Source organism: Azospirillum brasilense, from assembly GCF_022023855.1.
GTDB classification, from domain to species: domain Bacteria; phylum Pseudomonadota; class Alphaproteobacteria; order Azospirillales; family Azospirillaceae; genus Azospirillum; species Azospirillum brasilense_F.
Genome location: NZ_CP059452.1, coordinates 319208 through 345290, shown reverse-complemented (window position 1 = coordinate 345290; position 26083 = coordinate 319208). Strand labels below are relative to the sequence as shown.

Annotated in this window: 14 protein-coding genes; 9 read left to right on the top strand and 5 right to left on the bottom strand. The window is 70.5% G+C overall.

The features are described from left to right. Positions 1 to 6 precede the first annotated feature (6 nt). The 4 genes from H1Q64_RS28060 to glpD form a co-directional block, all read right to left on the bottom strand. Complete coding sequence (locus H1Q64_RS28060; protein ID WP_059399526.1) at positions 7 to 891, bottom strand: carbohydrate ABC transporter permease; 885 nt, start codon at positions 889 to 891, stop codon at positions 7 to 9. Beyond that, a complete protein-coding gene (locus H1Q64_RS28055) occupies positions 891 to 1979 on the bottom strand; it encodes an ABC transporter ATP-binding protein (RefSeq protein ID WP_237907681.1) in 1089 nt (362 codons plus the stop codon). The genes H1Q64_RS28060 and H1Q64_RS28055 overlap by 1 nt, the downstream gene beginning before the upstream one ends. A gap of 16 nt (positions 1980 to 1995) precedes the next feature. After that, entirely contained in the window at positions 1996 to 3099 is a 1104-nt protein-coding gene (locus H1Q64_RS28050; RefSeq protein ID WP_040136345.1) for an ABC transporter ATP-binding protein, read from the bottom strand. An 81-nt stretch (positions 3100 to 3180) separates the two neighbouring features. Then, positions 3181 to 4722, bottom strand: a complete 1542-nt coding sequence (glpD, locus tag H1Q64_RS28045; RefSeq protein ID WP_237907680.1) for a glycerol-3-phosphate dehydrogenase — start codon at positions 4720 to 4722, stop codon at positions 3181 to 3183. A gap of 211 nt (positions 4723 to 4933) precedes the next feature. On the opposite strand from glpD, the gene H1Q64_RS28040 reads away from it, so the two are divergent. Then, positions 4934 to 5539 (top strand): DedA family protein, encoded by a 606-nt coding sequence (locus tag H1Q64_RS28040; RefSeq protein WP_237907679.1) that lies wholly within the window; start codon positions 4934 to 4936, stop codon positions 5537 to 5539. 39 nt (positions 5540 to 5578) lie between these two features. Here H1Q64_RS28040 and H1Q64_RS28035 read toward each other — a convergent pair whose 3' ends face one another. Further along, positions 5579 to 5782 (bottom strand): DUF3008 family protein, encoded by a 204-nt coding sequence (locus tag H1Q64_RS28035; protein WP_237907678.1) that lies wholly within the window; start codon positions 5780 to 5782, stop codon positions 5579 to 5581. 367 nt (positions 5783 to 6149) lie between these two features. Between H1Q64_RS28035 and H1Q64_RS28030 the strand changes: the two genes are divergently transcribed. The 8 genes from H1Q64_RS28030 (at position 6150) to H1Q64_RS27995 (ending at position 26063) form a co-directional block, all read left to right on the top strand. Next, positions 6150 to 18734: a non-ribosomal peptide synthetase gene (locus tag H1Q64_RS28030; RefSeq protein WP_237907677.1), complete on the top strand. Its 12585-nt coding sequence runs from the start codon at positions 6150 to 6152 to the stop codon at positions 18732 to 18734. Beyond that, positions 18731 to 19744 carry a TauD/TfdA family dioxygenase gene (locus tag H1Q64_RS28025; RefSeq protein WP_237907676.1) on the top strand — a complete coding sequence of 338 codons (1014 nt, stop codon included), beginning with the start codon at positions 18731 to 18733 and terminating at the stop codon, positions 19742 to 19744. Before H1Q64_RS28030 ends, H1Q64_RS28025 begins: the two co-directional genes overlap by 4 nt. Beyond that, positions 19741 to 21390, top strand: coding sequence for an ATP-binding cassette domain-containing protein (locus H1Q64_RS28020; RefSeq protein ID WP_237907675.1), 1650 nt, complete (start codon positions 19741 to 19743; stop codon positions 21388 to 21390). Before H1Q64_RS28025 ends, H1Q64_RS28020 begins: the two co-directional genes overlap by 4 nt. Beyond that, positions 21387 to 23039, top strand: a complete 1653-nt coding sequence (locus tag H1Q64_RS28015; RefSeq protein WP_237907674.1) for a cyclic peptide export ABC transporter — start codon at positions 21387 to 21389, stop codon at positions 23037 to 23039. The genes H1Q64_RS28020 and H1Q64_RS28015 overlap by 4 nt, the downstream gene beginning before the upstream one ends. Further along, complete coding sequence (locus H1Q64_RS28010; RefSeq protein WP_237907673.1) at positions 23039 to 23791, top strand: thioesterase II family protein; 753 nt, start codon at positions 23039 to 23041, stop codon at positions 23789 to 23791. The genes H1Q64_RS28015 and H1Q64_RS28010 overlap by 1 nt, the downstream gene beginning before the upstream one ends. A 202-nt stretch (positions 23792 to 23993) precedes the next feature. After that, positions 23994 to 24644 carry a YcjF family protein gene (locus tag H1Q64_RS28005; protein ID WP_237907672.1) on the top strand — a complete coding sequence of 217 codons (651 nt, stop codon included), beginning with the start codon at positions 23994 to 23996 and terminating at the stop codon, positions 24642 to 24644. A gap of 130 nt (positions 24645 to 24774) precedes the next feature. Beyond that, complete coding sequence (locus H1Q64_RS28000; RefSeq protein ID WP_174440791.1) at positions 24775 to 24972, top strand: hypothetical protein; 198 nt, start codon at positions 24775 to 24777, stop codon at positions 24970 to 24972. Then, positions 24969 to 26063, top strand: a complete 1095-nt coding sequence (locus tag H1Q64_RS27995) for a prohibitin family protein (RefSeq protein WP_237907671.1) — start codon at positions 24969 to 24971, stop codon at positions 26061 to 26063. Before H1Q64_RS28000 ends, H1Q64_RS27995 begins: the two co-directional genes overlap by 4 nt. Positions 26064 to 26083 lie beyond the last annotated feature (20 nt).

The following is a 26083-nucleotide window of genomic DNA, read 5'->3' as shown; positions in this document are numbered from 1 at the left end:
CCTTTGCTAATTCCGTTGCGCGTCCATGCGGGTCATGACCGTGTAGAAGACCCAGCAGACCGCCAGGATGATCAGGTTGTAGACGATGGACAGCGCCGCGGCCTTGCCCAGGTCGAACTGCCCCAGCGCCAGCTTCACAAGGTCGATCGACACGAAGGTGGTGGAGTTGCCGGGGCCGCCGCCGGTCACCACGAAGGGCTCGGTGTAGATCATGAAGCTGTCCATGAAGCGCAGCAGCACGGCGATCAGCAGCACCCGGTGCATCTTCGGCAGCTGGATATTGCGGAACACCGCCCAGCGCGACGCCCCGTCGATTCTTGCGGCCTGATAGAAGGCGTCCGGGATGGAGCGCAGGCCGGCGTAGCAGAGCAGCGCCACCAGCGAGGTCCAGTGCCAGACGTCCATCGTCACGATGGTCACCCAGGCCGACAGCGGGTCCGCCGTGTAGTTGTAGGGGATGCCCAGCCGGTTGACCGCCCAGCCCAGCAGGCCGATGTCCTCGCGGGCGAAGATCTGCCAGATGGTGCCGACGACGTTCCACGGGATCAGCAGCGGCAGCGCCAGCACCACCAGCGTCGCCGCCACCCGCCAACCGTGGCGCGGCATGCTCAGCGCCACGGCGATGCCCAGCGGCACCTCGATCAGCAGGATCAGCAGCGAAAACAGCAGGTTGCGCCACAGCGCGTCGAAGAAGCGCCCGCCGAGGTCGGTGGAGGGGTCGAGAAGCTCCTGGTACCAGCCGATGCCGTTCCAGAAGAACTGGTTGTTCCCGAAGGTGTCCTGCACCGAGTAGTTGACCACCGTCATCAGCGGCAGGATGGCCGAGAAGGCGACGATCAGCAGAACCGGCAGGACGAGCAGCCATGCCCCCTGGTTGACGGGCTTGTCCATCACGCCGCCTCCCCTTCCACAAGCGTTCCGTCCGCGTAGACATGCACCATGGCGGGGTCGAGCAGCAGCGACGCCTCGTCCCCCGCCAGCGTCAGATCCTCCGGCACCGTCGCCGCCATCGGCAGGCCCGACAGTTCCACCCGCGCGATGCGCGTGCGCCCCAGATCGTCCAGCCGGCGCACCCGCACCGGCACGCCGCCGGCCCCGGCGGGCGCCAGCGTGGCGAATTCCGGCCGCACGCCGATCTCGATCTTTGCCTTGCCATTCAGGGCCGGATAGCCGCGGCGCAGCGCGATGACGTGCCCGCCGACCCGCGCGGCGCGGCCCGACACCTCGGCCGGCAGGACGTTCATGCCCGGCGACCCAATGAAATGGCCGACGAAGACGTGGGCGGGCCGCTCGAAAAGCTCCTGCGGGCGGCCCACCTGGACGACGCGCCCGTCATGCATCACCGCCACCTTGTCGGCGAAGGTGAGCGCCTCCGTCTGGTCATGGGTCACGTAGATCATCGTCAGGTCGAGCGCACGGTGCAGCGCCTTCAGCTTCGACCGCAACTCCCATTTCAGATGAGGGTCGATGACGGTCAGCGGCTCGTCGAACAGGATGGCCGCCACGTCCGGGCGGACCAGCCCACGCCCCAGCGAAATCTTCTGCTTGGCGTCGGCGGTCAGATTCCGCCCGCGCCGGTTCAGGTCCGCCGTCAGGTCGAGCAGCCCGGCGATCTCGCGCACCCGCGCGTCGAGCGGCGCCCCGCGCAGGCCGCGGTTGCGCAGCGGGAAGGCGAGGTTCTCATAGACCGTCATGGTGTCGTAGACGACGGGGAACTGGAAGACCTGGGCGATGTTGCGCGCCTCGGTCGGCAGCGCCGTCACATCCTTGCCGTCGAACAGCACCCGCCCCTCGCTGGGGGTCAGCAGACCGGAGATGATGTTCAGCAGCGTGGTCTTGCCGCAGCCCGACGGCCCGAGCAGCGCGTAGGCCCCGCCCTGCTCCCACACATGGGTCATCGGCTTCAGCGCGTAGTCGTCGTCACTCTTCGGGTTGGGTGTGTAGCTGTGGCCGAGGGATTGAAGGTCGATGCGCGCCATGCCGTCCGCCCTCCCGTCACGCCGCCATGACCAGCGGCGGCGCCGCGGCCAACCGCCCGTCATGGCCGAACACGAACAGCCGCCGCGGGTCGATGAAGCACTCGATCCGTTCGCCCGGCTCGACCTCCAGAACGCCGCGGGTGACGGCCACCCAGCGGTCGGTTCCGCCATCGGTGCGCGGCAGGTCGATGTGGACGAAGCTCTCCGAACCGGTGATTTCGCTGACCGCCACGGCACCGCTCAGGGACATCGCGTCGGCGTGGGGCCGTGTCAGGTGCAGGTGGTCGGCGCGGAAGCCGATGGTGTAGTCGTCGTCCGGCAGTTCCGCCAGGACGCCGCGCGCCGGCCCGTGCTCGCCGGTCGCCAGCACGATCTGCAGACCGCGCTTGTGCACCCGCATGGTGTTGAGCGGCGGGTCGGAGAAGACGCGCGCGCTGGTCAGGTTGGCCGGGCGGCGGTAAACGTCCGGCGTGCGCCCGAACTGCGCCAGCCGCCCCTCCCACAGCGTCGCCGTGTTGCCGCGGAGCAGGAGCGCCTCCGCCGGCTCCGTCGTCGCGTAGACGAAGACCGCGCCGGTCGCGGCGAAGATTTTCGGCAACTCCTCCCGCAGTTCCTCGCGCAGCTTGTAGTCCAGGTTGGCCAGCGGCTCGTCGAGCAGGACGAGTTGCGCCTCCTTGACCAGGGCGCGGGCGATGGCGGTGCGCTGCTGCTGGCCGCCGGAAAGCTGCTGCGGCGTGCGTTGCAGATAGGGCTCCAGCTTCAGCAGGCGGGCGGCCTCCCGCACCTTCCGGTCGATCTCGTCCTTGGGCCGGCGGGCGACCCGCAGGGGGGAGGCGATGTTCTCGTAGACGGTCAGGGACGGATAGTTGATGAACTGCTGGTAGACCATGGCGACGGAGCGTTCGCGGACGTGCCGCCCCGTCACGTCCACCCCGTCCACCAGCACGCGCCCGGCGCTGGGCACGTCCAGCCCGGCCATCAGCCGCATCAGCGACGTCTTGCCCGACAGGGTCGGCCCCAGCAGAACGTTCAGCGACCCGCGCTCCAGGCTCAGCGACACGTTCTCAAGGTGAACGTGGCCGCCGACATGCCTGCTGACTTTGTCCAGAACCAAGCCCACCGGCCTTCCTCCCCAATATTCATTTTTTCTTTATTGAGATGGTTCTTGTCGCCCTGTTTCCAGCCCGCTATTCGGCACCCCCTATTCCGCGGCGTCGGATGCCCTCTCCCTCCGGCTGCGCTCCTCCGTCATGAAGGCGTCGAGCGCCTGCGCCTGGGCGGCGTCCAGCCGCAGCCCCAGCTTGGTCCGGCGCCACAGCACGTCCTCGGCGTTCTCCGCCCATTCCTCCGTCATCAGGTAGCGGACCTCGGCTTCGGTCAGGGTGCCACCGAAGTCGCGGCCCAGATCCTCCGGCCGCGCGGCGCTGTCGAGAATCCGGCGGGCGTGGGTGCCGTAGGTGCGCGCCAGCCGCTCCAGATGAGGCTGCGGGAGGAACGGTGCCCTCCCGCGCAGCTCGGCGACCAGCGCCGCGACGCCGTCCGGCGGGAAATCGCCGCCCGGCAGGGTCCCGGCACTGCTCCAGTCCGAGGCTCCTGCTGCGAGCTTCGGCAGGAATGGCGCCAGCTTGGTGATCGCCGCGTCGGCCAGACGGCGGTAGGTGGTGATTTTGCCGCCGAATATGTTGAGCAGCGCCGCCTTGCCGTCGCCCGGCGCATCGAGCGCCAGCACATAGTCGCGGGTCGCCGCCTGCGCCGTCGAGGCGCCGTCGTCGTAGAGCGGGCGGACGCCGGAATAGGTCCACACCACGTCGGCCGGGGTCACCGGCTTGGCAAAATAGTCCCCGGCGGCGGCGCAGAGATAGGCGATCTCCGCCTCCGACGCGCGGACGTCCGCCGGATCGCCCTGGTAGTCGTTGTCGGTGGTGCCGATCAGGGTGAAGTCGCGCTCGTAGGGGATGGCGAAGACGATGCGCTTGTCAGCGTTCTGGAAGATGTAGCAGCGGTCGTGGTCGAACAGCTTCGGCACCACGATGTGCGAGCCCTGGACCAGACGGATGCGCGCGTCCACCGTGGACCGCGCCCCCTGCCGCATCACCTCCGACACCCAGGGGCCGGCGGCGTTGACCAACGCGCGGGCGCGGATGCTGCTGCGCTGGCCGCTGCGCGCGTCCTCCACCGTCACGGTCCACAGCCCGTCCTCGCGGACGGCGCTCAAGAAGCGGGTGCGGGTGCGGATCGTCGCGCCCATGCGCGCGGCGTCCTGCGCGTTCAGGACCACCAGACGCGCGTCGTCGACCCAGCAATCCGAATATTCGAAAGCGCGACCGAAACCAGGCTTCAGCGGTTTCCCCGCCGGATGGTTCCGCAGATCGAGCCCGCGCGTGCCCGGCAGCTTTTCCCGCCCGCCGAGATGGTCGTAGAGGAACAGGCCGAGCCGCAGGAACCAGGAGGGCCGCAGGCCGGGCAGATGGGGCAGGACGAAGCGCAGCGGCCAGATGATGTGCGGCGCCATGCGCCACAGCACCTCGCGCTCGCGCAGCGCCTCGCGGACCAGCCGGAACTCGTAATATTCCAGGTAGCGCAGGCCGCCGTGGATCAGCTTCGTCGAGGCCGAGGACGTGCCCGACGCCAGATCCTTCTGTTCGCACAGATAGACGGTGCAGCCCCGCCCCGCGGCATCGCGCGCAATGCCACAGCCGTTGATGCCGCCGCCGACGATGGCAAGGTCGTAGACCCCGGCCATCCATCCCTCCTCTCCGCTGTGCGCCCGCCCCTTGCGGTCTGCGCCTTTGTTTTCGTTTCAAACGGTAGCCGAGGGTTCAGCAGGCCGCAATACGAAAAAAGTGAAAGCGATACGAAAGACCATGATGCCATCCTCCCCTCCCTCGTTGGGAGAGGCGATGAACTCCGGCGATGCTGGCGGGTTATCCAGGCAACCGGAACCGGAGGACCGCGTGTTCGAGTGGATCGCAGACATGGTCGAAAGCGGCGGCTACGCCGGCATCGCGCTTCTGATGCTGCTGGAAAACGTCTTTCCGCCCATCCCATCGGAACTCATCATGCCGCTGGCCGGCTTCGTCGCCGCCCGCGGGGACCTCAGCCTGCCGCTGGTGGTTCTGGCTGGCACCCTGGGTTCTGTGGCGGGCGCGCTGTTCTGGTACTACGCCGGGCTGTGGCTGGGCAGCGAACGGCTGAAGCGGCTGGCCGCCCGGCATGGCCGCTGGCTGACGGTGGCGCCCGCGCAGGTTGATGAGGCGACGGGCTGGTTCCGCCGGCACAGCGGGGCGTCGGTACTGATCGGGCGCCTGATCCCGGCGGTGCGCACGCTGATCTCTGTTCCCGCGGGGATCGCCGGGATGGGTCTGGCCCGCTTCATGGCCTATTCGAGCATCGGAACGGCGCTGTGGTCGCTGGTTCTCGCCGGGGCGGGTTATTTGCTGGAGGGCCAGTACGACAAGGTGTCGGGATGGATGGACCCGGTGGCCAAGCTGGTCATCGCCGCCATCGCCGCCTGGTACGCCTACCGCGTCGCCACCTTCCGTCCGCAGGAACAGAACTGACGGGGCCACCCCCGTCAGTTTCGCAGAAACAGCCTGACATCAATCCTTTGCGTCATCCTTTGAACTGCGGGCGGGCAGATCCTTGCGCTTGGCGGAGGCCATCTCCCGCAGTTCTTTCTCGCTCATCGACTTGGCCATTTCCTTCGACGCCCCGCGCAGGCTGGATTCTGGCTGCTCCCCACGCTTGGCGGCCAGCGCCGCACCCGCAGCCATCTGCTGCTTCTTGGACTCCGCCTTGCTCATCCGATCCCTCCCCCGTGATGTGAACGCTCCTTCCATCAACAGGATCAGAGCGGATTCCGCTCTTGCGGGCCGACGCTGCAACCTTTGATCAACCCGCCGCATCCCATCCCCCTCGCCGTGACGGAAGCGATGTCCGTCGGAACCCAATAACCACACACGGGTGTGCGCGGATTCATTCCATATCCGTAATGCGGCTTTCCCGATTGTCAGAATCTCTCTTAGTTGTATCATTCATTGACAATCCTCCTTTTAGACGTATTCTCGGCGGTCTAATCCCTTTTTGGGACGCATATGACGTTTCTGTAAAAATTCGCCGCGAATTTTCCCGTCGGATCATTGCAACGCCGAAGGATTTGTGGGGACTTCGATGCCCGACACCACGCCGCACCTCCCCAACGACCGCCTTCATCTGTCCAACAGTTTCGGACCGGTCAAAATCTGGCCCGATTTTCGTCTGCATGAGGGATTCGAACGGCTTGCCGAGCGGCACCCCACCGCTCCGGCGATAGTGACGGAGGCTGGCATCCTCGATTATGCCGGGCTGGACGCGGCTGCCAACGCTCTGGCCCACGCGCTGCTGGCACTGGGGCTGGACAGGGAGGAGCCGGTCGGCGTTCTGGCGGAGCGATCGGGCGATCTGCCGCGAGCGTTCCTCGGCATTCTCAAGGCGGGCGGCGTCTATGTGCCGATGGTCGCCGACCTGCCGCCGGAACGGCTGGCGAACATGGCGCGTCAAGCAGAGATGCGGCTGCTGATCGCCCTCGACGGGCTGCCCATACCGGACGCGCTGGCCGATACCCTGTCCGTCAATGGCAACACGGAACGACCGCAGGCCGTCCTGCGCCCCGAATCCCTGGACGGCGACAGCCTCGCCAAGTCCGCGGAGCGCCCGGACCGGCCCGGTCCGGCGAATGGGCTGGCGGTCATCCTTTTCACCTCCGGTTCCACCGGACAGCCGAAGGGCGTGCTGATCCAGCACGACGCCTGCGTGAATCTGGCGCTCGGCCACACGGAAGCGCAGGACGTCGGGCCGGGTGACCGGGTGCTGCTGTCCACCTCCCCCGGCTTCATCCTGGGTTTCCGGGAACTGTGCCTGCCGCTGCTCTCCGGGGCAGCCTATGTCCCGGCTTCGCGCGCGCTGATCGACGATCCGGCGCGGCTGCTCGACCATATGGCCCGGCTGGGCGTTACCATCGCGCTGTTCACGCCATCCTATCTGCGGCTTCTGCGCGGCGCGGTTCCGGCGGGGCTGCGCATGATCCTGACCGCCGGGGAGCGGCCCAACCCAGACGACGCGCGGCATTACGCCCGCCACCTCGACTATTGGAACATGCACGGCGCCACCGAGGTCTGCGGCACCATCTGCATGCACAAGGTGAATCCGGACGGCGACGGCCCGCTGCCCAGCGGGCGCCCCTTCACCAACAACGCCGTCCATCTGCTGGACCGCCTAGGCAACGAGGTCCCCGACGGCGAGGTCGGCGAGATCCATGTCATCGGGCGGGGCGTCTCGCGCGGCTACCTGAACCAGCCCGAGCTGTCGGCGGAGAATTTCGTCGAGACGCGCTTCGGGCGCGCCTACCGCACGCACGACCTTGGGCGCTGGAACGAAAACGGCGACCTGGAGACGCTGGGCCGCGCCGACGACATGGTGAAGGTGTCCGGCCAGTCGGTGTCGCTGGGTGAGATCGAGCGCACATTGCTGCGCCACCCGCTGGTCAGCCGCGCCGCCGCCCTTCAGCACCAGGGCCGCCTGACCGCCATCGTCGAGAGCGCCGATCCGGAGGCGGCGCAGTCGGAAGACTGGCGCGCCTTCCTCGGCCGCAGCCTGCCCGCCTATATGGTGCCCGCGCAGGTGAAGGCCGTGGCGCGGATGCCGATCAGCTCCGCCGGCAAGACCGACCGCCGCGCCCTGCTGGCGCTCGCCGAAAAGGCATTGACCGCCGCGCGTGGCACGGGCGGAACGCCGCCGCAAGGCGATCTGGAGCGGGCCATTGCCGCGGTCTGGGAGGAGGTGCTGGACACCCGCCCGGTGATGCGGGACGACCCGTTCTTCGCCATCGGCGGCACCAGCCTGCTCGCCATCGCGGTCGGGCAGCGCCTCCATGCGCTCGGCCATCCGGTGACGGTGCCGGTAATCCTGGCCTCTCAGACGGTGGAGGCGTTGGCCCGCCGCATCGCGGAACAAAAGAACGAGGACACCGCCCCGCTGGACCTGAGCAAAGGTCCTGCCACAGCCGGACAGGAGGATTTCTGGGTCGCCGCCAAGCTCGGCCTCGCCGCCGCCGGATCGCACGTCGTGCGCGTCCTGTCGGTGCGCGGCCCGGTTCCGGAGGTTGAGCGCTGGCGCGCCGCCTGGGCCGCCCTGCTGGAGCGTCACCCCGCCCTGCGCACCGCCTTCCACGCCGACACCGAAGGGCGGGTGGGCTGGCGCACAGTTCCCGCCACCGCCCTGCCGCCCTCTGCCGGCTTTTCCATCGACCGCTGCCACGTTCCGGAGGAGGCGCGGGAACTGATCGCCGGCTACGCCGAGACGCCCTTCGCCCTGACCCAGGCGCCGCTGGCCCGCGCGGGCCTGATGCTCGTCGAATCCGGTAACGAGACGCTGTTCTGGTTCGTGCTGCATCATGCCGTGGTGGACGGCCAGTCCGCCCGCACGGTGCAGGAGGATGTCCTCGCCCTGCTGCTGGGCCGTCCCCTGCCATCGGCGCCGCACGGCATCGCACTGGCGGCGCAGGACGAGGCGCGCCACCTTCGTTCCGACGGGGCGGCGCAGGACCGTGCCTTCTGGAACGCCAAGCTGGACGCCCTGCCACTAGAGGCGCTTGAGGAGCTTCCGCTCGACCAACCCCGCCCCACCACGCCCGGCGGGTGCCCCACCCCACCCCTGGCGGAGCGGCTGGACGCCGCGACCACCACGGCCCTCGCCGCCATCGCGAAGGCGCAGGGCGTCGGTCTGCACGGGCTGCTGCTGGCGATCCTGGCGGCCGAGGTGCGGCGGCGTGGCGGGCGGAGCGACCTGATCCTGGGTACCGGCGTTTCGCTGCGCCCGGCGGGAGCAGAGGACAGCGTTGGGCATTTCGTCAATCTCGTGCCGGTCGTCCTGCCCAGCGCCGCAGCGGCACTGGCCGGACAGGTTCGCGCCGCCCAGGAGGCGCTGACGGAGGCAGTCGGACACGCCGGTCTGCCCGCCAACCTGATCCAGCGGGAGTTCCGCCAGCGCCGGCCCGACGCGCTGCCGCCAGCCCGCCCCAACCTCTTCTCGGTGGCGCTGACCGCCAACCCTCCGCGAACCAGCGCCGATCCCGCCAGCGGCCTGTCGCTGTCCCCACGCCGGTTGCCCGGCGCGCTTGCCCACCCCTCCGCCGGCCTCGATCTCGCCTTCAGCCACGAGCCGGTGACTGCGGAGGACGGTGACGGGCTGGAACTGGCGCTGCTGTGGAACCCGGATGTCTATACGGAAGCCACTGCGCGCTCCTGGCTGGCTGGCTTCGCCGCCTGGGCGCGCTGGCTGGCCGCCGCCCCGGCACGGCTGGAATCCCCGCTGCCCGCGCTGCTCCCGGAGGAGACGGCCCTTCTCGACCGCTGGGAGCACGGCGAGGAGCGCCCGCGCCCGGCCCGCCGCGCCCATGAGCTGTTCGAGGAGATCGCCGCCCGCAATCCTGACCGCCCCGCCGTGGTCACCCTCAGCGACGTGCAGACCTATGGCGACCTGAACCGGGACGCCGACCGCATCGCCGCCGCCCTGCTGCGCTGCGGTGTGGCGCGGCAGGAGGCCGTGGCGGTGCTGACCGGCTGCTCGCCGGGCCTGCCTGCGGCGGTGCTCGGAATCTGGAAGGCGGGGGCGGCCTATCTTCCGCTGGCCCACGACTTGCCGCCGGAGCGCATGGCCTACATGGTCCGCGACGCCGGCGTCCGGTTGCTGATTGCGCTGGACAGCCAGCCCGTCCCGTCCGCCCTGGCCGAGGCCGTGCCGACGCTGATCCGCTCGGACATCCTCGAAGGCTCCGCCACACCGACCGCCGTGGCTGGGGCGCCGGACGACCTCGCCTATATCATCTACACCTCCGGCACCACCGGGCATCCGAAGGGCGTGGCGGTCCGGCACGATGGCTTCATCAACGCCGCGCTTGCGACCGGGGAGACGGTCGGCCTGCGGGCGGACGACCGCATGGCGCTGGCGGCGACGCCGGGATTCGACGCCTCGCTGTGGGAACTGGGGCTGGCGCTGCTTCATGGGATGGCGCTGGTTCCCGTGCCGCCGGACCAGCGCGACGACCCCTGGGCGTTGAAGGACGCCTACGCGGCGCTGGGCGTCACAGTGGCCTTCCACGCTCCCTCCTACCTGCGGGTCAGCCAGGAGAAGCCTTTCCGCGGCCTGCGTGTCCTGCTGACCGGCGGAGAGGCACCGAACGCCGACGATGCCCGCCACCACGCCGCCGATCTCGCCTTCTGGAACGCCTATGGCCCGACGGAGGCGAGCATCCTCGCGTCCATGGGCCGCATCCTACCCGACAGCGGACGCGGCGGGCCGGTGCCCGCCGGGCGCCCACTGCCCAATTGCCGCATCACGCTGCGTCGTCCGGACGGCGCGCCGGTTCCTCCGGGCCTGCCAGGAGAAGTGTGGCTGGGCGGGGTGGGCCTCGCCCGCGGCTACCTCAACAACCCGGAGCTGACCGCGCGCGCCTTCGCCGAGACAGCGGAAGGCCGATTCTACCGCACCGGCGATCTGGGCCGCTGGATGGCGGACGGTCAACTGGTCCTGTGCGGACGTATCGACCATCAGGTGAAGCTGCACGGCCAGCGCGTCGAGCTTGCCGAGATCGAGCAGGACCTGCTGGCCCACCCCGCCGCCGCACAGGCCGTCGTCCTGGTAGACGCCGCGGCGGAAGGCACCAAGGCTCTGCGCGCATTCGTCCGCGCCAAGAACGGCGCCGCCCTGCCCGACGAGGAGGCGTGGCGCGCCTTCCTGGCGGACCGTCTGCCCGCCTTCATGGTGCCGGCCAGCGTGACGGCGGTGGACAGCGTCCCCCTGACACCGGCGGGCAAGATCGACCGCGACGCCCTGCTCCGCCTCGCCCATTCCCATTCCGATGGCCACGCCGCCAGGGCGGAGCGGCTGGCACCGCTGGACGGGCTCGAAAGCCGGATTGCCGCCCTGTGGGGCGGTCTGCTGGGCGAGGAGGTCACGCGCGGCGACAATTTCTTCGCGCTCGGCGGCAACAGCCTGCTGGCGGTGACCATCGCGCACCGGCTGTCCCAGGACCTGGGTGTGGCCGTCCCGGCGCGCGCCCTGTTCGCCGCCCCGACCCTGGCCGGCTTCGCCCGCAAGGTGGCGGAGTTGCGCGATGCGGACACGCCGCAGGCCGACGAATCCGACCTCGCCACCGAAGGGGAGCGCGAGTTCTGGGTGGCCGAGGCGGCGGGGCTGGACACGCGGCCCTTCATCATCCCGGTGATCCGCACCGTGGAGGGGGAGTTTCCGGACGTGGCCCGCTGGTCGGACGCCTGGACGGCGCTCGCCGAGCGGCACGAGGCGCTGCGCACGACCTTCGCCGAGGACGTCGAAGGACGGTTGCGCCGCTGCATCACCCCCACCATCGACGTCACTCCAGAACTGTCCAAGCAACCCGACCGCGCTGCGGCACTGGCCCATATCCGCGCCCGCCAGGGTCAACCATTCGCCATGGCGACCGCGCCGCTGTGGCGCGCTGGGCTGGTGACGCTGGCAGACGGCGGTGCACCGCTGTTCTGGATGGCGATGCATCATTCCATCGGCGACGGACGTTCGGTCGGCATCCTGCTGGAGGAATTGACCGCGTTGCTGGCGGGCAAGCTCCTGCCTCCTCTGCTTGCCCGCTACACCGCCATGGCCGCCCGCGAGCGGCGTTATCTGGACGGCCCGGACCGCTCCTTAGACGAGGCTCATTGGCGGCAGCACCTGTCCGCCCTGCCCGCCGAGGCGTTCGACGACTGGCCGCTCGACACGCCGCGCGCTGCCGGGGTCGCACCGGGCAGCCACCGCTTCGAGCTGCGGTTGGATCCGGCCACCGCCGCGGGGCTGAAGACCGTCGCCCGTCGGCACGAGGCCAGCCTGCACGCCGTCCTGCTGACCCTGCTGGCGCGCGAGGTGCGGCGACGCACCGGGCGCGGCGCCGTCACCATCGGCACCACCGGCGACATCCGGGAAACCGCCGAGGATGCGCGGGTCGTCGGTTACGGCGTGAATATGTTGCCGCTGGCCCTCCGGCCCGCTGCCGGGCTGCCTTTCGCCGCGGAGCTTCGCGCCACCCAAGCGGCCCTGGCCGGGGCGCTGCAGCACGCCCGCCTGCCCTTCGCGCGGATCTGCCACGGCTTCTGGGCGGATCGTCCGCAGCACCGCGACCCGGCGCGTTACCCGCTGTTCGACATCGCGGTGACGGAGAATCCGCAGGGCGCCCCTGCCGCCGGCCCGCTGCGCTTCGTCCGTCCTAATCACGAGGGGTTGGCCTACGAACGCACCGGCCATTCGCCGGGCCAGGACATGGTGCTGATCCATGAAGGGCTGGCCGACGGCGGACTGCTGCTGCAATGGCACGTCAGCGCCGCGCTCTACGCCAAGGACACGGCGGAACGCTGGTTCGAGGCGTTGAGCGGCTGGGCGCGCTGGCTGGGGGGCGACGTCGCCCGCGCCGAGGCGACCCCGCCCGAACTGCTGCCGGAAGAGGAGATGACGCTCGCGGCGTGGGAGCACGGCCCGGCGGCGGAGCGCCCGGCGCTGCCCTTCCACACGCTGTTCGAACGGCTGATCGACCAGCCCGGCACCGGCCAGGGCGGACGCCCGGCGGTCATCACCACCGACCGCGTTCTGACCTACCGCGCGGTGGAGGCGGAGGCCAACGCCATCGCCCACGCCCTGCTGGAGCGCGGGGCGGAGCGCGGCAGCGTGGTCGGCGTCCTGACCGGCCGCTCCCCCAACCTGCCCGCCGCCCTGCTGGGCGTGTGGAAAGCCGGAGCGGTCTATCTCCCGCTCGCCGCCGACCTGCCGGCCGAACGGCTGGCCTTCATCGCCGGAGACGCCGGGGCGGCCCTGCTGCTGGCGCTGGACGGCGTCGCCGTGCCTGACGCGCTGTCCGCCCTGCCGCTTCTGCGTCCAGAGGGTCTCTCCGCCGATTTCCGCACCGCTCACGCCCACCGGCCGCAAGCCGCGACGGGGCCGGAGGACACCGCCTACATCCTCTACACCTCCGGTTCCACCGGCCGCCCCAAGGGCACGCCGGTCAGCCACGGCGCCTATGTGAACATGGTGCTGGGCGCCGTCGAGACCTTCGGCCTGACCGCCGAGGACCGGACGCTGATGTTCGCCTCGCCCTCCTTCGACGTGTCGCTGTCGGACATCGGCGTGCCGCTGGCCGCCGGGGCGGCGCTATGCGCCGTTCCCTACGAGATGTTGAGCGCCCCGGCCCGCCTGATCGCCTTCCTGGCGGAGCAGCGGGTGACCGTCGCCGACCTCACCCCGACCTATCTGCGCCTGTTCGACGGGGCGGAGCTGCCGTCCCTGCGCATCCTGGTGACCGGCGGCGAGGCGCCCCTTGCGGCGGACGTGCGCGCCTACGCCGGGCGGCTGCGCTACTACAACGCCTACGGCCCGACCGAGAACACCATCACCAGCGCCATGGGGCTGCTGGGCGCGGAGGACCGGGGCTTCCTGCCCGTCGGCCGTCCGCTGCCCAACACGTCGGTGCACATCCGCGACGCGGCGGGCCGCCCGGTGCCGCCGGGGGCGGTGGGGGAAATCTGGCTGGGCGGTGCCAACCTCGCCCGCGGCTACCTGAACCGCCCGGAGCAGGAAGCGGCGGCCTTCATCGGGACGGGACGCGGGCGGCTCTACCGCTCCGGCGACCTCGGGCGCTGGCGCGCCGACGGCGAGCTGGAGGTGCTGGGCCGCATCGACGATCAGGTGAAGCTGAACGGCATCCGCATCGAACTCGGCGAGATCAAGCAGGCGCTGGGAAGCCACCCCGACATCGCGCAGGCGGTGGCCCTGGTGCAGGGCAAGGCCGGCGCGGCGCAGAGCCTGTGGGCCTTCGTCCGCCCCATCCCCGGCAAGCCGGTGCCAGCCGAGGACTCCTGGCGCGGCTGGCTGGCCGACCGGCTGCCCGCGGTGATGATCCCGGCCGGGGTGATCGCGGTGGATACGGTGCCCGTGACGGCGTCGGGCAAGGTGGACCGCGCAGCACTGCTAGGGCTGATCGCCGGCCACGCCCCGCAGGGCGTGCAGGTCCCGCCGCAAGGCCGACTTGAGGAAACCGTCGCCCGCGTCTGGGCGGAGCGGCTGGGCCGCGGTCCGGTCTGGCGCGACGACAATTTCTTCGCGCTCGGCGGCCACAGCCTGCTCGCCATCGCCGTCGCCCACGCTCTGGAAACGGAGCTGGGGCGCCCCGTCTCCGCCCGCGACCTGTTCACCGAACCGACCCTGCGCGGCTTTGCCGCCCGCCTCGCCGCCGCTGCTCCCGCGGATGCCCCATCCGACGCCGAATCCGACCGCGCGACCGAAGGCCAGCGGGAGTTCTGGGTGGCCGAGCAGGCCGGGCTGGACACCCGCGGCTTCAACATCCCCCTGACATTGGCGGTGGAGGGCGACACCCCGGCCGACGACCGCTGGCAAGCCGCCTGGACTGCCCTGGCCGAGCGGCACGAGGCCCTGCGCACCGGCTTCCAGGAGGACGGGGACGGCACGCTACGCCGGACTGTCCATTCGACGACCATCGGTCTGGACATTTCGACGGCGCCCGACCGTCCCACCGCCCTGGAACACATCCGGGAGCGCCAGACCGAACCCTTCGCCATGGCCGCTCCGCCGCTGTGGCGGGCCGGGCTTGTCCGGGTGGCGGACGGCGGCGCCCTGTTCTGGCTGGCCCTGCACCATTCCATCGGCGACGGCCTGTCGCTCGGCCTGCTCACGAACGACCTCGCCGCGCTGCTGCGCGGGGAGTCCCTGCCCGGCCGCGCCCCCGGCTTCGGCCGCTCCGCAGCGCGGGAGGAGGCCTATCTCACCAGCGAGGCCGCCCGGGCGGACACGGAGCATTGGCGGCGCCTGCTCGCCGGAATCGACCCCGCCGCCTTCGAGGAATGGCCGCTCGACCGGCCGCGTCCGGCCGTGCGCAGCGCGGAGACGGCCAAGGGAAGCCATTGCCACCGCGTCCGCCTCACCCCGGACGTGGCAGAAGCGTTGCGCGCCCTCGCCCGGCGCAACGGTGCCAGCCTGCACGCCCTGATGATGACGCTGATGGCGCATGAGGTGCGCCGCCGCACCGGCCGGACGGCGTTCCTGATGGGCACCGCCGCGTCCACCCGCGAGACGGCGGAGGAGGCGGGCGTCGTCGGCTACTGCATCAACATGCTGCCGGTGCCCTTCCAGGTCGACCGGGGCGAGCCGCTGGAGCAGGCGGTCAGGGCGACGCAGAGCCGTCTGGCGGAAGCGCTGCGCCATGGCCGTCAGCCTTTCGCGCGCATCCACCAGGAGTTCCGCCGCAGCCACCCGCAGGCGCATCATCCGGCCCGCTACCCGCTGTTCGATCTGGCGGTGACGGAAAATCCGGTCATGGCCGCCCCGCGGGGCGATGGGCTCCGCTTCGCGGCCATCGACGCCTTCCATGGCCCCGATATCCAGTACGAACTGCGCCAGAGCGCCCCCGCCCAGGACCTCGTCCTGATGCATGAGGGGCAGGCGGACGGCGGGCTGGTCCTCCAGCTCTACGCAAACGCCGCCCTCTATGATCGGGAGACCGCGCAGGCCTGGACCGCGGCGCTGGCCGGCTGGGCACGGCGGCTGGCCGATCCGCAGCGGGCGCCGGGCGAACCGCTGCCCGCCCTGCTGCCGGACGAGGAGACGCGGCTCGCCGCGTGGGAACACGGCCCGGCGATGCCGCACCCGGTTCCCTGCTTCCACCACCAGTTCGCCGCGCTGGCGCGCTCGCAGCCGGATCGCCCGGCCCTCATCACCGATGACGGCGCGGTCAGCTACGCCGCGATGAACGCCCGCGCCAACGCGCTGGCCCACGCGCTGCTGGCGCAAGGCGTGCGGATCGGCGACGCGGTCGGCGTCCTGACGGAGCGCTCGCCCGCCCTGCCCGAAGCGGTGCTGGCGATCTGGAAGGCCGGGGCGGCCTATCTGCCGCTGACCCGCGACCTGCCGGCGGACCGGCTGGCCTTCATCGCCCGCGACGCCGCCATCCGCGTTGTCGTGGCGCTGGACGGCCACGCCCTTCCCGACGCGCTGGCGCAGGCCGGATACGCCGTCCTCCGCCCGGAATCCCTGACCGGGGATTTCCGCGCCTCCCACGCCCATGAGCCGGAGGCCGGGGAACGCAGCGGTCCCGGCGATCCCGCCTACATCATCCACACCTCGGGATCGACCGGGGTGCCGAAGGGGGTCGTGCTGCATCATGGCGGTATGCTGAACCTCGGCCTGTCGATGGCGCGGATGATGGGCGTCCAGCCGGACGAACGGACGCTTCTCAGTTCCTCCCCCTCCTTCGACGCCTGGATCTCCGATTCCGTGATGACCTGGGCGACCGGCGGCGCGCTGGTTCCGATCCGCCGCGCCGAGATGGACGACACCGCCGGGCTGCGCGCCAAGATAGAACGGCTGGGCGTCACCTCCGCCACCTTGCCGCCCTCCTACCTGCGGCTGTTCGAGCAGGCGGACCTGCCGACCCTGCGCATCCTGATGACGGTGGGCGAGCCGCCCAACGCCACCGATGCCCTGCACTACTCGGCCCGGCTGCGCTACATCAACGGCTACGGCCCGACCGAGAACACCGCCGCCGCCAGCATCGGCATTCTGTCCCCGGACTCGCCGTGGATGAGCGCCGGGCGCCCGCTGCCCAACACCGCCATCCACATCCTGGACGAGGATGGGGAACCGGTGCCCCCCGGCGCCATCGGCCATGTCTGGCTGAGCGGCCTGGGGCTGGCCATCGGCTACCTGAACCGGCCAGACCTGACCGCCGCCGCCTTCGTAGAGACGGCGAAAGGCCGCCGCTACCGCACCGGCGACCTCGGCCGCTGGCTGCCCAACGGGGAGCTTCTGGTCCTCGGCCGGTCGGACAGTCAGGTGAAGCTGCGCGGCCAGCGCGTGGAGCTGGGCGAGATCGAGCACCGGCTGGAATCCCACCTTGGCGTGCAGCAGGCGGTGGCCCTGGTGGACACGCCGCCGGGCGGCGCCCAGACGCTGTGGGCCTTCGTCAGCCTCGCCCCCGACGCCGCGGAGCCGACGCAGGCCGCCTGGGCCGCCCATGCTGCGGCGGCGCTGCCCGCCTACATGGTGCCGGCGGCGGTGATCCGGGTGCCGGCGATCCCGGTGACGGTGGCCGGCAAGGTCGACCGCAAGGCCCTGCTGCAGGCGCTGGCCGACCACGCACCCTCCGAAGGCACGGCTTCCAGCGCCTACACCCCGCCGCGCAACGCGGTGGAGCAGCGGGTGGCGGAGCTGTGGGCGGAGCAGCTCCAGCGGCCCGTTCCGGGGCGCGAGGCCGGCTTCTTCGAGCTGGGCGGCGACAGCCTGCGGGCGATCGCCGTGGTCAATCGCCTGCGCCGCGAATTCGCCTGCAGGATCAACGACCTCTACGAGGCCCCGGTGCTCGCCGACTTCGCGCTGCGCCTGCGGCCCCAGCCGGACCATCTGCACCGCGTCATCGCCGCCGTCCGATCCCATTGGCGGGACTATCAGGCGACCCTGCCCACCTTTGACGCCGCCCGCGACCGGGCGCTGGCCGAGCAGCAGCAAGCCTACGAGGCGCGCAACGCGGCCTACGACGCCTTCGATGGGACGGAGCGGCGCGATTATGGCGATGTGCTGCTGACCGGCGCCACCGGCTATCTGGGCGCCTACCTGCTGCGGGAACTTCTGTCCGATCCGGCGCGGCGGGTGACCGCACTGGTGCGCGGGGGCGACGACGAGGCCGCCCGCGCCCGGCTGGACCGCGTGCTGGCCGGCTATTTCGGGACGGTGGGCGGGGCGGCGCTGATCGGCAATCCGCGGCTGACCGTCCGGGCTGGCGACCTGCGGCGCGACGGGCTGGGCCTCACCCCCACGGTGCACGGCGCACTGGCGGAGGGGGTGAGGGCGGTCTTCCACTGCGCGGCCAACGTCAACCATTTCGGCCACTACGCGGAGTTCCACGCCGACAATGTGGAGGCGACGCGCCGGCTTCTCGACCTCGCCGCCGCCCGGCGCGACGACCCGGCGGACTTCCACCTGATCTCCACCCTGTCGGTCACCGGCAAGGCGCCGGAGGACGGCTTCACACTCGTCACCGAGTACGACGCGGTGCCTGAGACGCTCGACGAAAACTACTATGTCCGCAGCAAGCAGGAGGCGGAGCGGCTGGTCACGGCGGCACGCGGCGACCTGCGCAACGCCAGCATCCACCGCGTCGGCAACGTCGTCTTCGCGGCGGAGGGCGGACCGTTGCAGTTGAACCTGCGGGACAACGCCTTCTTCCGGCAACTGGCCGCCTTCGTGCGGCTGGGGGTGGTGCCCGACGATTCGCACGTCTGGTTGTGCCACGTCGATCGCGTGACCCGCGCAGTGGCTCTGCTGGCCGGTGCCGCCGGCCTCGCCAACGAAACGCATCACGTTGAGAACCACCGCCGCGACACGCTGGCCGACTTCGTCACCTCGGCGGCGGGCATGGCGGGTGCTGTGCAGGCGGTCGGCTTCGGCGCGCTGCTCGACCGGCTGGAGCGCGCCATCGGCGAACCCGACATGGACGGCGCCCTGGCCCAGACGCTGGAGGGCTTCGGGCTCTACAGCGGGCGCTCCCCCCAGGCGCGCGGGCGGCGGCAGGAGCTGACCTCCGAACGCACGCAAGCACTGCTCGGCCGCATGGGCTTCGGCTGGCCGCCGGTCCCCCGCGCCGGGCAGGCCGACATGCTGCGCGCCGCCGCGGATCTTTTCTCCCGATGAACGCCTCCGGAGCCACCATGCTGAACCACGTCCACGACCTCGGCTTCCGCACCGGGGAGTTCACCGTGGAGCCGCTGCCCGACGCGGAGACCGGGCGGGTCCTCGCCGTCCTGGCCGCCCGCCACGGGACGCAGACCGACGCCACCGCTCTCGTCCCGGACGGGCGGGAGGCGGACTTGCGCGGCGAACTGGCGGAGGCTGCGCCCGGCCTGTCCGCCCTGGCCACGGCGATCCGCGACCGGCTGGAGAGCAGCCACAGCGGCGTGCTGATCCGCCGCGCCCATTTCGGCCGCCACGACCTGGACACCCGGCGCCGCCTGCTCTACGCGCTGGCCGTCGGCATCGGCGCGCCGACCGCGACCGACCGCGACCGCAAGGTGGTGTGGGACATCAAGCTCCGCCCCGAGCTGGTCCGCAGCGGCGGCGCCTCCACCTTCTCCGAACACGCCGACGAGGCCGACTTCCACACCGACACCCAGTATTTCCCGAACCCCGAACGCTACATGCTGCTCTATTTCGCCCAGGCGGCGGCCTGCGGCGGCGGGCGGTCCAGCCTGCGCGACGCCCGCTGCGTCCGCGAGGCCCTGAGCGGCAGCGACGAGGGGCGCTGGGCGCTGGACCTGCTGTCGCAAACGGCACTGCCCTTCCGCATCCCCGCCACCTTCACCCGCAGCGGGTCGCGGGACGCGGTGGAGGTGACCTTCGCCACCATCTTCGGCGACCGTCCGCTCATCCGCTTCCGCACCGACACGCTGCGCCGCGGACTGGCCGCCCGCCCGGAGCACGACACGCCGGAGGTCCGCCGCGCGCTCGCCATCCTCCAGGCGGAGCTGGACAACCCAGCGCGGCGGCTGGAGACCTTCATGGAGTCCGACAGCCTGCTGGCGATGAACAACCACGAGGCGCTCCATGGCCGTGGCGCCTTCGCCGACCCGGACCGTCACGCGCTGCGCATCCGCATCGACGATGGCGCGCTGCAGGATTCCGCGCCGCAGGATCAGGCGCGATGAACCTCCTCCGCCTTCTGGGACGGCTGGGACCGGCGCCACTGCGCCGGCTGGTTCTCTACGCCCTGGGCTCGGCCCTCTTCTCCACGCTGGTGCTCGCCCTGGTCAACCGGGGGGCGGAGGAGATCGCCGCGGAGAAGGCCGACTTCGTCAACGTGCCGCTGGCCGCCGCCTTCGTCGCCAGCGTCCTCCTCTACATGCTCCTGGAAGGCCGCATGGTCGCCCACCTGTCGGCGGACGCGGAGGAGGTGGTGGACACGCTGCGCATGCGGTTGCTCGACCAGATCCGCCGCGCCGACCTGTGGAAGCTGGAACGCTTCGGCCAGACCCCGCTGTTCGAAAGCGTGACGCAGAGCAGCCAGCTCATTTCGCAGAACTCGCAGTTCCTGGCGTTGACGGTGCGCTCGGTCCTGCTGACCGGGACGATCCTGCTCTACATCGCCACCATCTCGCTGGTCGCCTTCCTGCTGATCGGCGGGCTTCTGGGCACCGGGACGTGGTTCTACATCCGGCTGGGCCGCGCGCTGGAGGAACGACAGCGCGCCATGATGGCGGAGGAGGCCGCCCTGTTCGAAGGCGTGTCGGACCTGTTCGACGGCTTCAAGGAACAGCGGCTGAACAGCGCCCGCAGCCGCGACCTGAACGCCGCCTTCGGCACCGTGTCCGGCCGCACCATCATGGCCCGCGGCGCGGTGCATCTGCACACTTGGCAGCAGTTCGTGTTCGGCGAATGCGCCTTCAACCTGATGCTGGGCGTGGTCGTCTTCGTCGTGCCGTCTTACTCCAGCGCCATTTCGGCGGAGCTGGTGAAGATCACCGCCGCCATCTTCTTCATGTCGGCCCCGGTCTTCGGGCTGATGCAGTCGCTGGCGGTGATGAGCGCCGCGGAGGCCGCCGCCGGGCGCATGATGGCTCTGGAAGGCCAGCTCGCCGAGTTGGCGGAGGCCGGGAGCGACTGTCCCGCCCTGCCCGTGCCCGTCAACTTCGCCGAACTGCGGATGGAGGGTTTGGAGTTCGCCTTCCCCGCCCCGCCGGGCGAGCCGCCCTTCGCGGTCGGCCCCTTCGACCTGGCCATCCGGCGCGGGGAGGTGATCTTCATCACCGGCGGCAACGGGTCGGGAAAATCGACCTTCATCAAACTGCTGACCGGCCTCTACCACCCGCTGCGCGGGCGGATCACGGTGGACGGGGTGCCGGTCGGTCCACAACGCATCGCCGCCTACCGCGAGCTGATGGCGACCGTCTTCGCCGACTTCCACCTGTTCGCCCGCCTCTACGGCCAGGACGCCATCAACCCTGTGGAGGCCGCCGAGCTGATGCGCTGGATGGAGATGGAGCGGGTCACCGCCGTGGAAGGCGACCGCTTCGGGCGGCGCGACCTGTCCGCCGGGCAGCGCAAGCGGCTGGGTCTCGTCGGCGCGGTCCTGGAGAAGGCGCCGATCCTGATCCTCGACGAATGGGCGGCCGACCAGGACCCGCATTTCCGCTTCAAGTTCTACCGGGAGGTCGTGCCAGAACTGAAGCGGCGCGGTCTGACCATCGTGGCGGTGACCCACGACGACCATTACTTCGACGTCGCCGACCGCCGCCTGCACATGGAGGAAGGCCGCCTGACTGAACTCGCCCACAGGGCGGAGGGCGTGGCATGAGGCTGGCCGCCATCGTCCTGCGCGAGCTTCCGGAGAATCTGCGCACGCTCGCCCTGATGAACGTCCTGTCGGCGATCGCGACCGCGGCGCTGCTCTGGCTGGTCGACGTCGCCGCCAAGGACGCGGCCAAGGGCATCGTCAACCCGCGACTTCTGGTGATGTACGCGGTCACGGTGACGCTGTTCGGGGTGACCCACAATTACGCGCTGATCACCGCGTCCCAGGACGCCGAGCGGCTGATCCACAAGATCCGGCTGCGCCTGTTCGATCTGGTGCGCCGCGCCGACCTCGTGACCGTGGACCGCATCGGACGGGCATCGCTGCACGGCGTGCTGACCCAGGACACCCAGACGCTGGCCCAGACCCTGCCGCTTCTGGCGATCGGCGGGCAGCAGGCGGTGATGCTGGTCTTCCTGGCGGTCTATCTGGCCTGGCTGTCGCCGCTGGCTTGCGTGATGGCCTTCGCCTTCGCCGGGATCGCCGTGGCGGTGAAGGTCGCGCGGGTGCAGCGCCTGCGCCGCAGCATGGTGGAGGCGGCAGCGGCGGAGTCGCGTGTCTTCGACGGGCTGACCGACCTGTTGCGCGGCTTCAAGGAGGTACGGATGAACCGCCGCCGCGGCGACGGACTGATCCGCGACCTCGCCGACGCCTCGTCCCGGGCGCGCGCAGTGAACGTGGACATGAAGGAACGGTGGGGCCGCAACTTCGCGCTGGTCGAGGCGATGTTCTACACGCTGATCGGCATGATGGTCTTCGTCGTGCCGCTGTTCACCACCGGCTATCACGCGGTGGTGGTGGCGGCGACCACGGCGGCCCTGTTCATCGTCGGGCCGGTCAGCACCGTCTCCTTCGTCACTCCACTGGTCTCCCAGACCGAGATGGCCCTGTCCAACATCGAGGCGATGGAGGAGCGGCTGCGCACCGCCGCCGGCAGCGCCCCGGACGAAAGGGCGGAGCGGCTGCCCGGCCCGCCCGCCAGCGTCGCGCTGAAGGACGCCAGCTTCGCCTATCACGACGGCGAGGGCACGCCGGTCTTCGCAGTCGGGCCGCTGTCGGCGGAATTCCGGGCGGGCGAGATCACCTTCGTCACCGGCGGCAACGGCTCCGGCAAATCCACCATGCTGCGCCTGCTGACCGGGTTGATGCCTTTGAGCGGCGGTCAACTCCTCGCCGACGGGGAGCCGGTGCCGGCGGAGCGGATGCAGAGTTACCGCGACATGATCTCGGCCATCTTCTCCGACTACCACCTGTCGCGCCGCCTCTACGGTGTCGCCGATCCCGACCCGGCACGCGTCCGCGCCCTGCTGGAGCGGCTGGAGATGCAGGACAAGGTGACGGTCGCGGATGGCGGCTTCAGCACCGTCGCCCTGTCCACCGGCCAGCGCAAGCGCCTCGCCCTGGTGGTCGCGCAGTTGGAGGACAAGCCGGTCATCGTGCTGGACGAATGGGCCGCCGACCAAGACCCGCATTTCCGCCGCGTCTTTTACGAGGAGCTGCTGCCGGAGCTGAAGGCGTTGGGCAAGATCGTCATCTGCGTGACCCACGACGAGCGCTGGTTCGGCCTCGCCGATCGCGTCTATCACATGAACGAGGGCCGCATCGAGGAAGGCCACGGCCACCATCACCTGTTCGCGCTGGAGACAGCGTGATGAGCCCGCCCCTGTCCTCCTGGCTTCAAGGTTTCCGAGCGGTTTCGGCGCCGCTCCGCTCCCTGGTCTGCTTCCCCTACGCCGGGGCCGGAGCCGCCGTCTTCCGCGACTGGGCCTCGGCCGTCGATTCGGACACCGAGCTGCTGGCCGTGCGCCTGCCGGGGCGGGAGAGCCGCATCGGCGAGCCGCCGCTGCATCGGGTCGAGGACGCCGTGCCTGCCCTGATGGCCGCACTGGCACCGCTGGACGATCGGCCGCTGATCCTGTTCGGCCACTCGCTGGGCGCCACGCTGGCCTACGCCACCGCCCGCGCTCTGGTGGCGCGGGGCCATCCACCCGCCGTGCTGGCCGTGTCGGGGCGCCGGGCACCGCACCTCGCGTCGCGGCGGCCCCCCGTCCAAGGCCTGGACGACGCGGCCTTCCTCAGCCGTCTTGCCGCGCTGGGCGGCACCCCGCCCGAGGTGCTGGCCTGCGACGACCTGATGGAATTGATGCTGCCCATGCTGCGCGCCGACTTCGCGATGTCCGACGCCTTCCTCGAACCTGGTCCACCACCGCTTCCGGTGCCGATCCTGGCCTTCGCCGGGGCGGAGGATGAGGAGGCCACGGAAGCGGAGGTTGCCGGGTGGGAGCGGCTGGCGGGGGCGGGGTTCAGCCTGCGCACGCTTCCCGGCGGCCATTTTTTCCTGCACGAGCAGCGCGCGTCGATTGTCCGATATCTAACAGAGGAGCGTTTTCGAAACACCCATTGAGCGCCGAAATTCTTTTTGATGGCAAATACTTTGACGAAAACAACCGCATTCGTTAGCCCATATGACGGTGCCGCCGGCAATCACCGGCGGCGTTTTCGGAGCGGGCCGTCCCTTCGGGGCCGACTGTCGCCGCAGACCAGCCGGTGCGCGGCGTTCATTGCTGATTTTCTCTCGACAACGTCCCTTTTTGGAGCACCACAGCATGGTCAGTGAGAAGGAAACAACGGGCGGCAAGGCGAAGCCGGAAACGGCCGCCGCCCCGGCCCCCACCCCGGCTCCGGAGGCCGTGACGGCCGCCCCCGAAACCGCCAGCACAACCGCCAGCACCTCCGAAGCCGCTCCGGAAGCCACTCCGGCCGCTCCGGTCTCCACCGAGGCGCAGGCGGCGGAGATCATCCGCAAGCATGTGCTGCTGTCCGCAGCGGCGGGCGTTATCCCGCTGAACTTCGTGGACACCGCGGCGCTCGCCGTCGTCCAGCTCCGCCTGCTCAAGGAGCTGTCGGAACTGCACGGCGTCGACTTCCGCAGCGACATCGGCCGGTCCGCGGTCGGCACGCTGTTCGCCACGGTCGCCCCGACCGCCCTGGGCGGCAGCCTGCTCGGCTCCATGGCGTTCAACATGGCTCTGCGCTCGGTGCCGGTGATCGGCACGGTGACGCGGCTGGCCACCCAGCCGGCCTTCAACAGCGCCTTCACCTACGCGCTGGGCAAGGTCTTCCAGCAGCACTTCGCGTCGGGCGGCACCTTCCTGACCTTCCAGCCGGAGAAGGTGAAGACCTACTTCCGCGAGAAGTTCGAGGAGGCCCGCCGCCGCAAGGGCGCGACGCCGGAGGCGGCCCCGGCCGCGGCCTGACCGCCGCATCCGGCCGCCGCACCCGGCCGCCACAGACCGGGAGGACGGGCGGGGACGCCTCCGCGCTTCCCCGCTCCCCTCCGGCCGCCGTCACCCTTCCGCCCTGCTCCCATTCCAAGGCCGGACGCGCATGCCCCTTGTCCTCGTCATGCTCTATCTCCTCGCCTGTCTGGTGTGCGCCGTCATGGGCCGCAACACCACGATCGGCTTCATCGGCCATTTCCTGCTGGCCCTTTTCCTGACTCCGCCGGTGAACTTCGTGATCCAGGCGGTGGGTCGGCCCAGCGCGCGGGAACGTGAGAAGATGCTGACGACGAGACCGCGATGACCACGCTGGACCAGTCCGCCGGGGACGGCCTCGTCCGCGCGCCGTTGCCGCAGCGCGCCGGCCTTTGGCTGAAGCGACGCAGCGTGTCGATCTACGCGCTGACGCTGACCCTGATCCTGGGTTTCCTCGCCATCGCGCCCGCCGTCTTCGTCGAGGTGCCGTCCGGCCATGTCGGCGTGCTGTGGCTGCGCTTCTTCGGCGGCACGGTCACCGACCGGGTCTACAGCGAGGGCACCCACCTGATCTTCCCGTGGGACCGGGTGACGATGTACGACGTGCGCCTGCGCACCGACACCCGCACCTATGAGGCGGTGGCGGCCAACGGCATGTCAATGACGGTGAACGTGGCGCTGCGCTACCGCGTCAACCCGCCCGCCGCCGGTCTGGTCCACAAGCTGGCCGGAGACGATTACGCGGAAAAGCTGGTGCATCCGGAGATCGCCAGCCTCGTCTACGAATTCGTGTCGAAGCACAATCCGGAAAACTTCTACTCGATCAATCGGGCGGACATCCAAGGCTTCCTGCTGCGGGAGGCCCGCCAGCAGTTCCCCACCCCGCCGACCGATCTGCAATCCTTGAAGCTGCCCCCCGGCACGACGGCGGATGATTACAGCTCCGTGATGATCCGGATCGAGGACGTGCTGGTGGCCGGGGTCAGCTTCCCGCCGCTGGTCCGCCAAGCCATCGACCGCAAGATCGAGCAGCAGCAGATCATGGAGGAATACGACTTCCGCATCGCCCGCGAGGCCAAGGAACGCGACCGCAAGCGGATCGAGGCGGAGGGCGTGCGCGACTTCCAGGACATCGTCGCCCGCAACATCACGCCGGAGTATCTGCGCCTGCGCGGCATCGAGGCGACGCGGGCCTTCGCCACGTCATCGAACGCCAAGACCATCATCATCGGTGGGCGCGATGGGCTGCCGGTCATCCTGAACACCGGCGACGATGCCAAGTCGAACACGGCCGCCAACTCCGTGGCCAGCACCGCCGCCAAGGAGCCGGACGGCCTCGCCGCCCGCCTGTCCACCCTGGACGAGCCGCCTCCGGAGAACAGCGCGCCGGAAGCCCCACCGGACACCGCCGGGCGTTGAGGTCCGGCGGGACCGCAACG

Excerpts from the sequence above, each read along its gene's own strand:
- H1Q64_RS28060 (WP_059399526.1), bottom strand. The coding sequence starts at position 891 with ATGGACAAGCCCGTCAACCAGGGGGCATGGCTGCTCGTCCTGCCGGTT.
- H1Q64_RS28055 (WP_237907681.1), bottom strand. The coding sequence starts at position 1,979 with ATGGCGCGCATCGACCTTCAATCCCTCGGCCACAGCTACACACCCAAC.
- glpD (WP_237907680.1), bottom strand. The coding sequence starts at position 4,722 with ATGGCCGGGGTCTACGACCTTGCCATCGTCGGCGGCGGCATCAACGGC.
- H1Q64_RS28035 (WP_237907678.1), bottom strand. The coding sequence starts at position 5,782 with ATGAGCAAGGCGGAGTCCAAGAAGCAGCAGATGGCTGCGGGTGCGGCG.
- H1Q64_RS28030 (WP_237907677.1), top strand. The coding sequence starts at position 6,150 with ATGCCCGACACCACGCCGCACCTCCCCAACGACCGCCTTCATCTGTCC.
- H1Q64_RS28025 (WP_237907676.1), top strand. The coding sequence starts at position 18,731 with ATGAACGCCTCCGGAGCCACCATGCTGAACCACGTCCACGACCTCGGC.
- H1Q64_RS28020 (WP_237907675.1), top strand. The coding sequence starts at position 19,741 with ATGAACCTCCTCCGCCTTCTGGGACGGCTGGGACCGGCGCCACTGCGC.
- H1Q64_RS28015 (WP_237907674.1), top strand. The coding sequence starts at position 21,387 with ATGAGGCTGGCCGCCATCGTCCTGCGCGAGCTTCCGGAGAATCTGCGC.
- H1Q64_RS28010 (WP_237907673.1), top strand. The coding sequence starts at position 23,039 with ATGAGCCCGCCCCTGTCCTCCTGGCTTCAAGGTTTCCGAGCGGTTTCG.
- H1Q64_RS28005 (WP_237907672.1), top strand. The coding sequence starts at position 23,994 with ATGGTCAGTGAGAAGGAAACAACGGGCGGCAAGGCGAAGCCGGAAACG.
- H1Q64_RS28000 (WP_174440791.1), top strand. The coding sequence starts at position 24,775 with ATGCCCCTTGTCCTCGTCATGCTCTATCTCCTCGCCTGTCTGGTGTGC.
- H1Q64_RS27995 (WP_237907671.1), top strand. The coding sequence starts at position 24,969 with ATGACCACGCTGGACCAGTCCGCCGGGGACGGCCTCGTCCGCGCGCCG.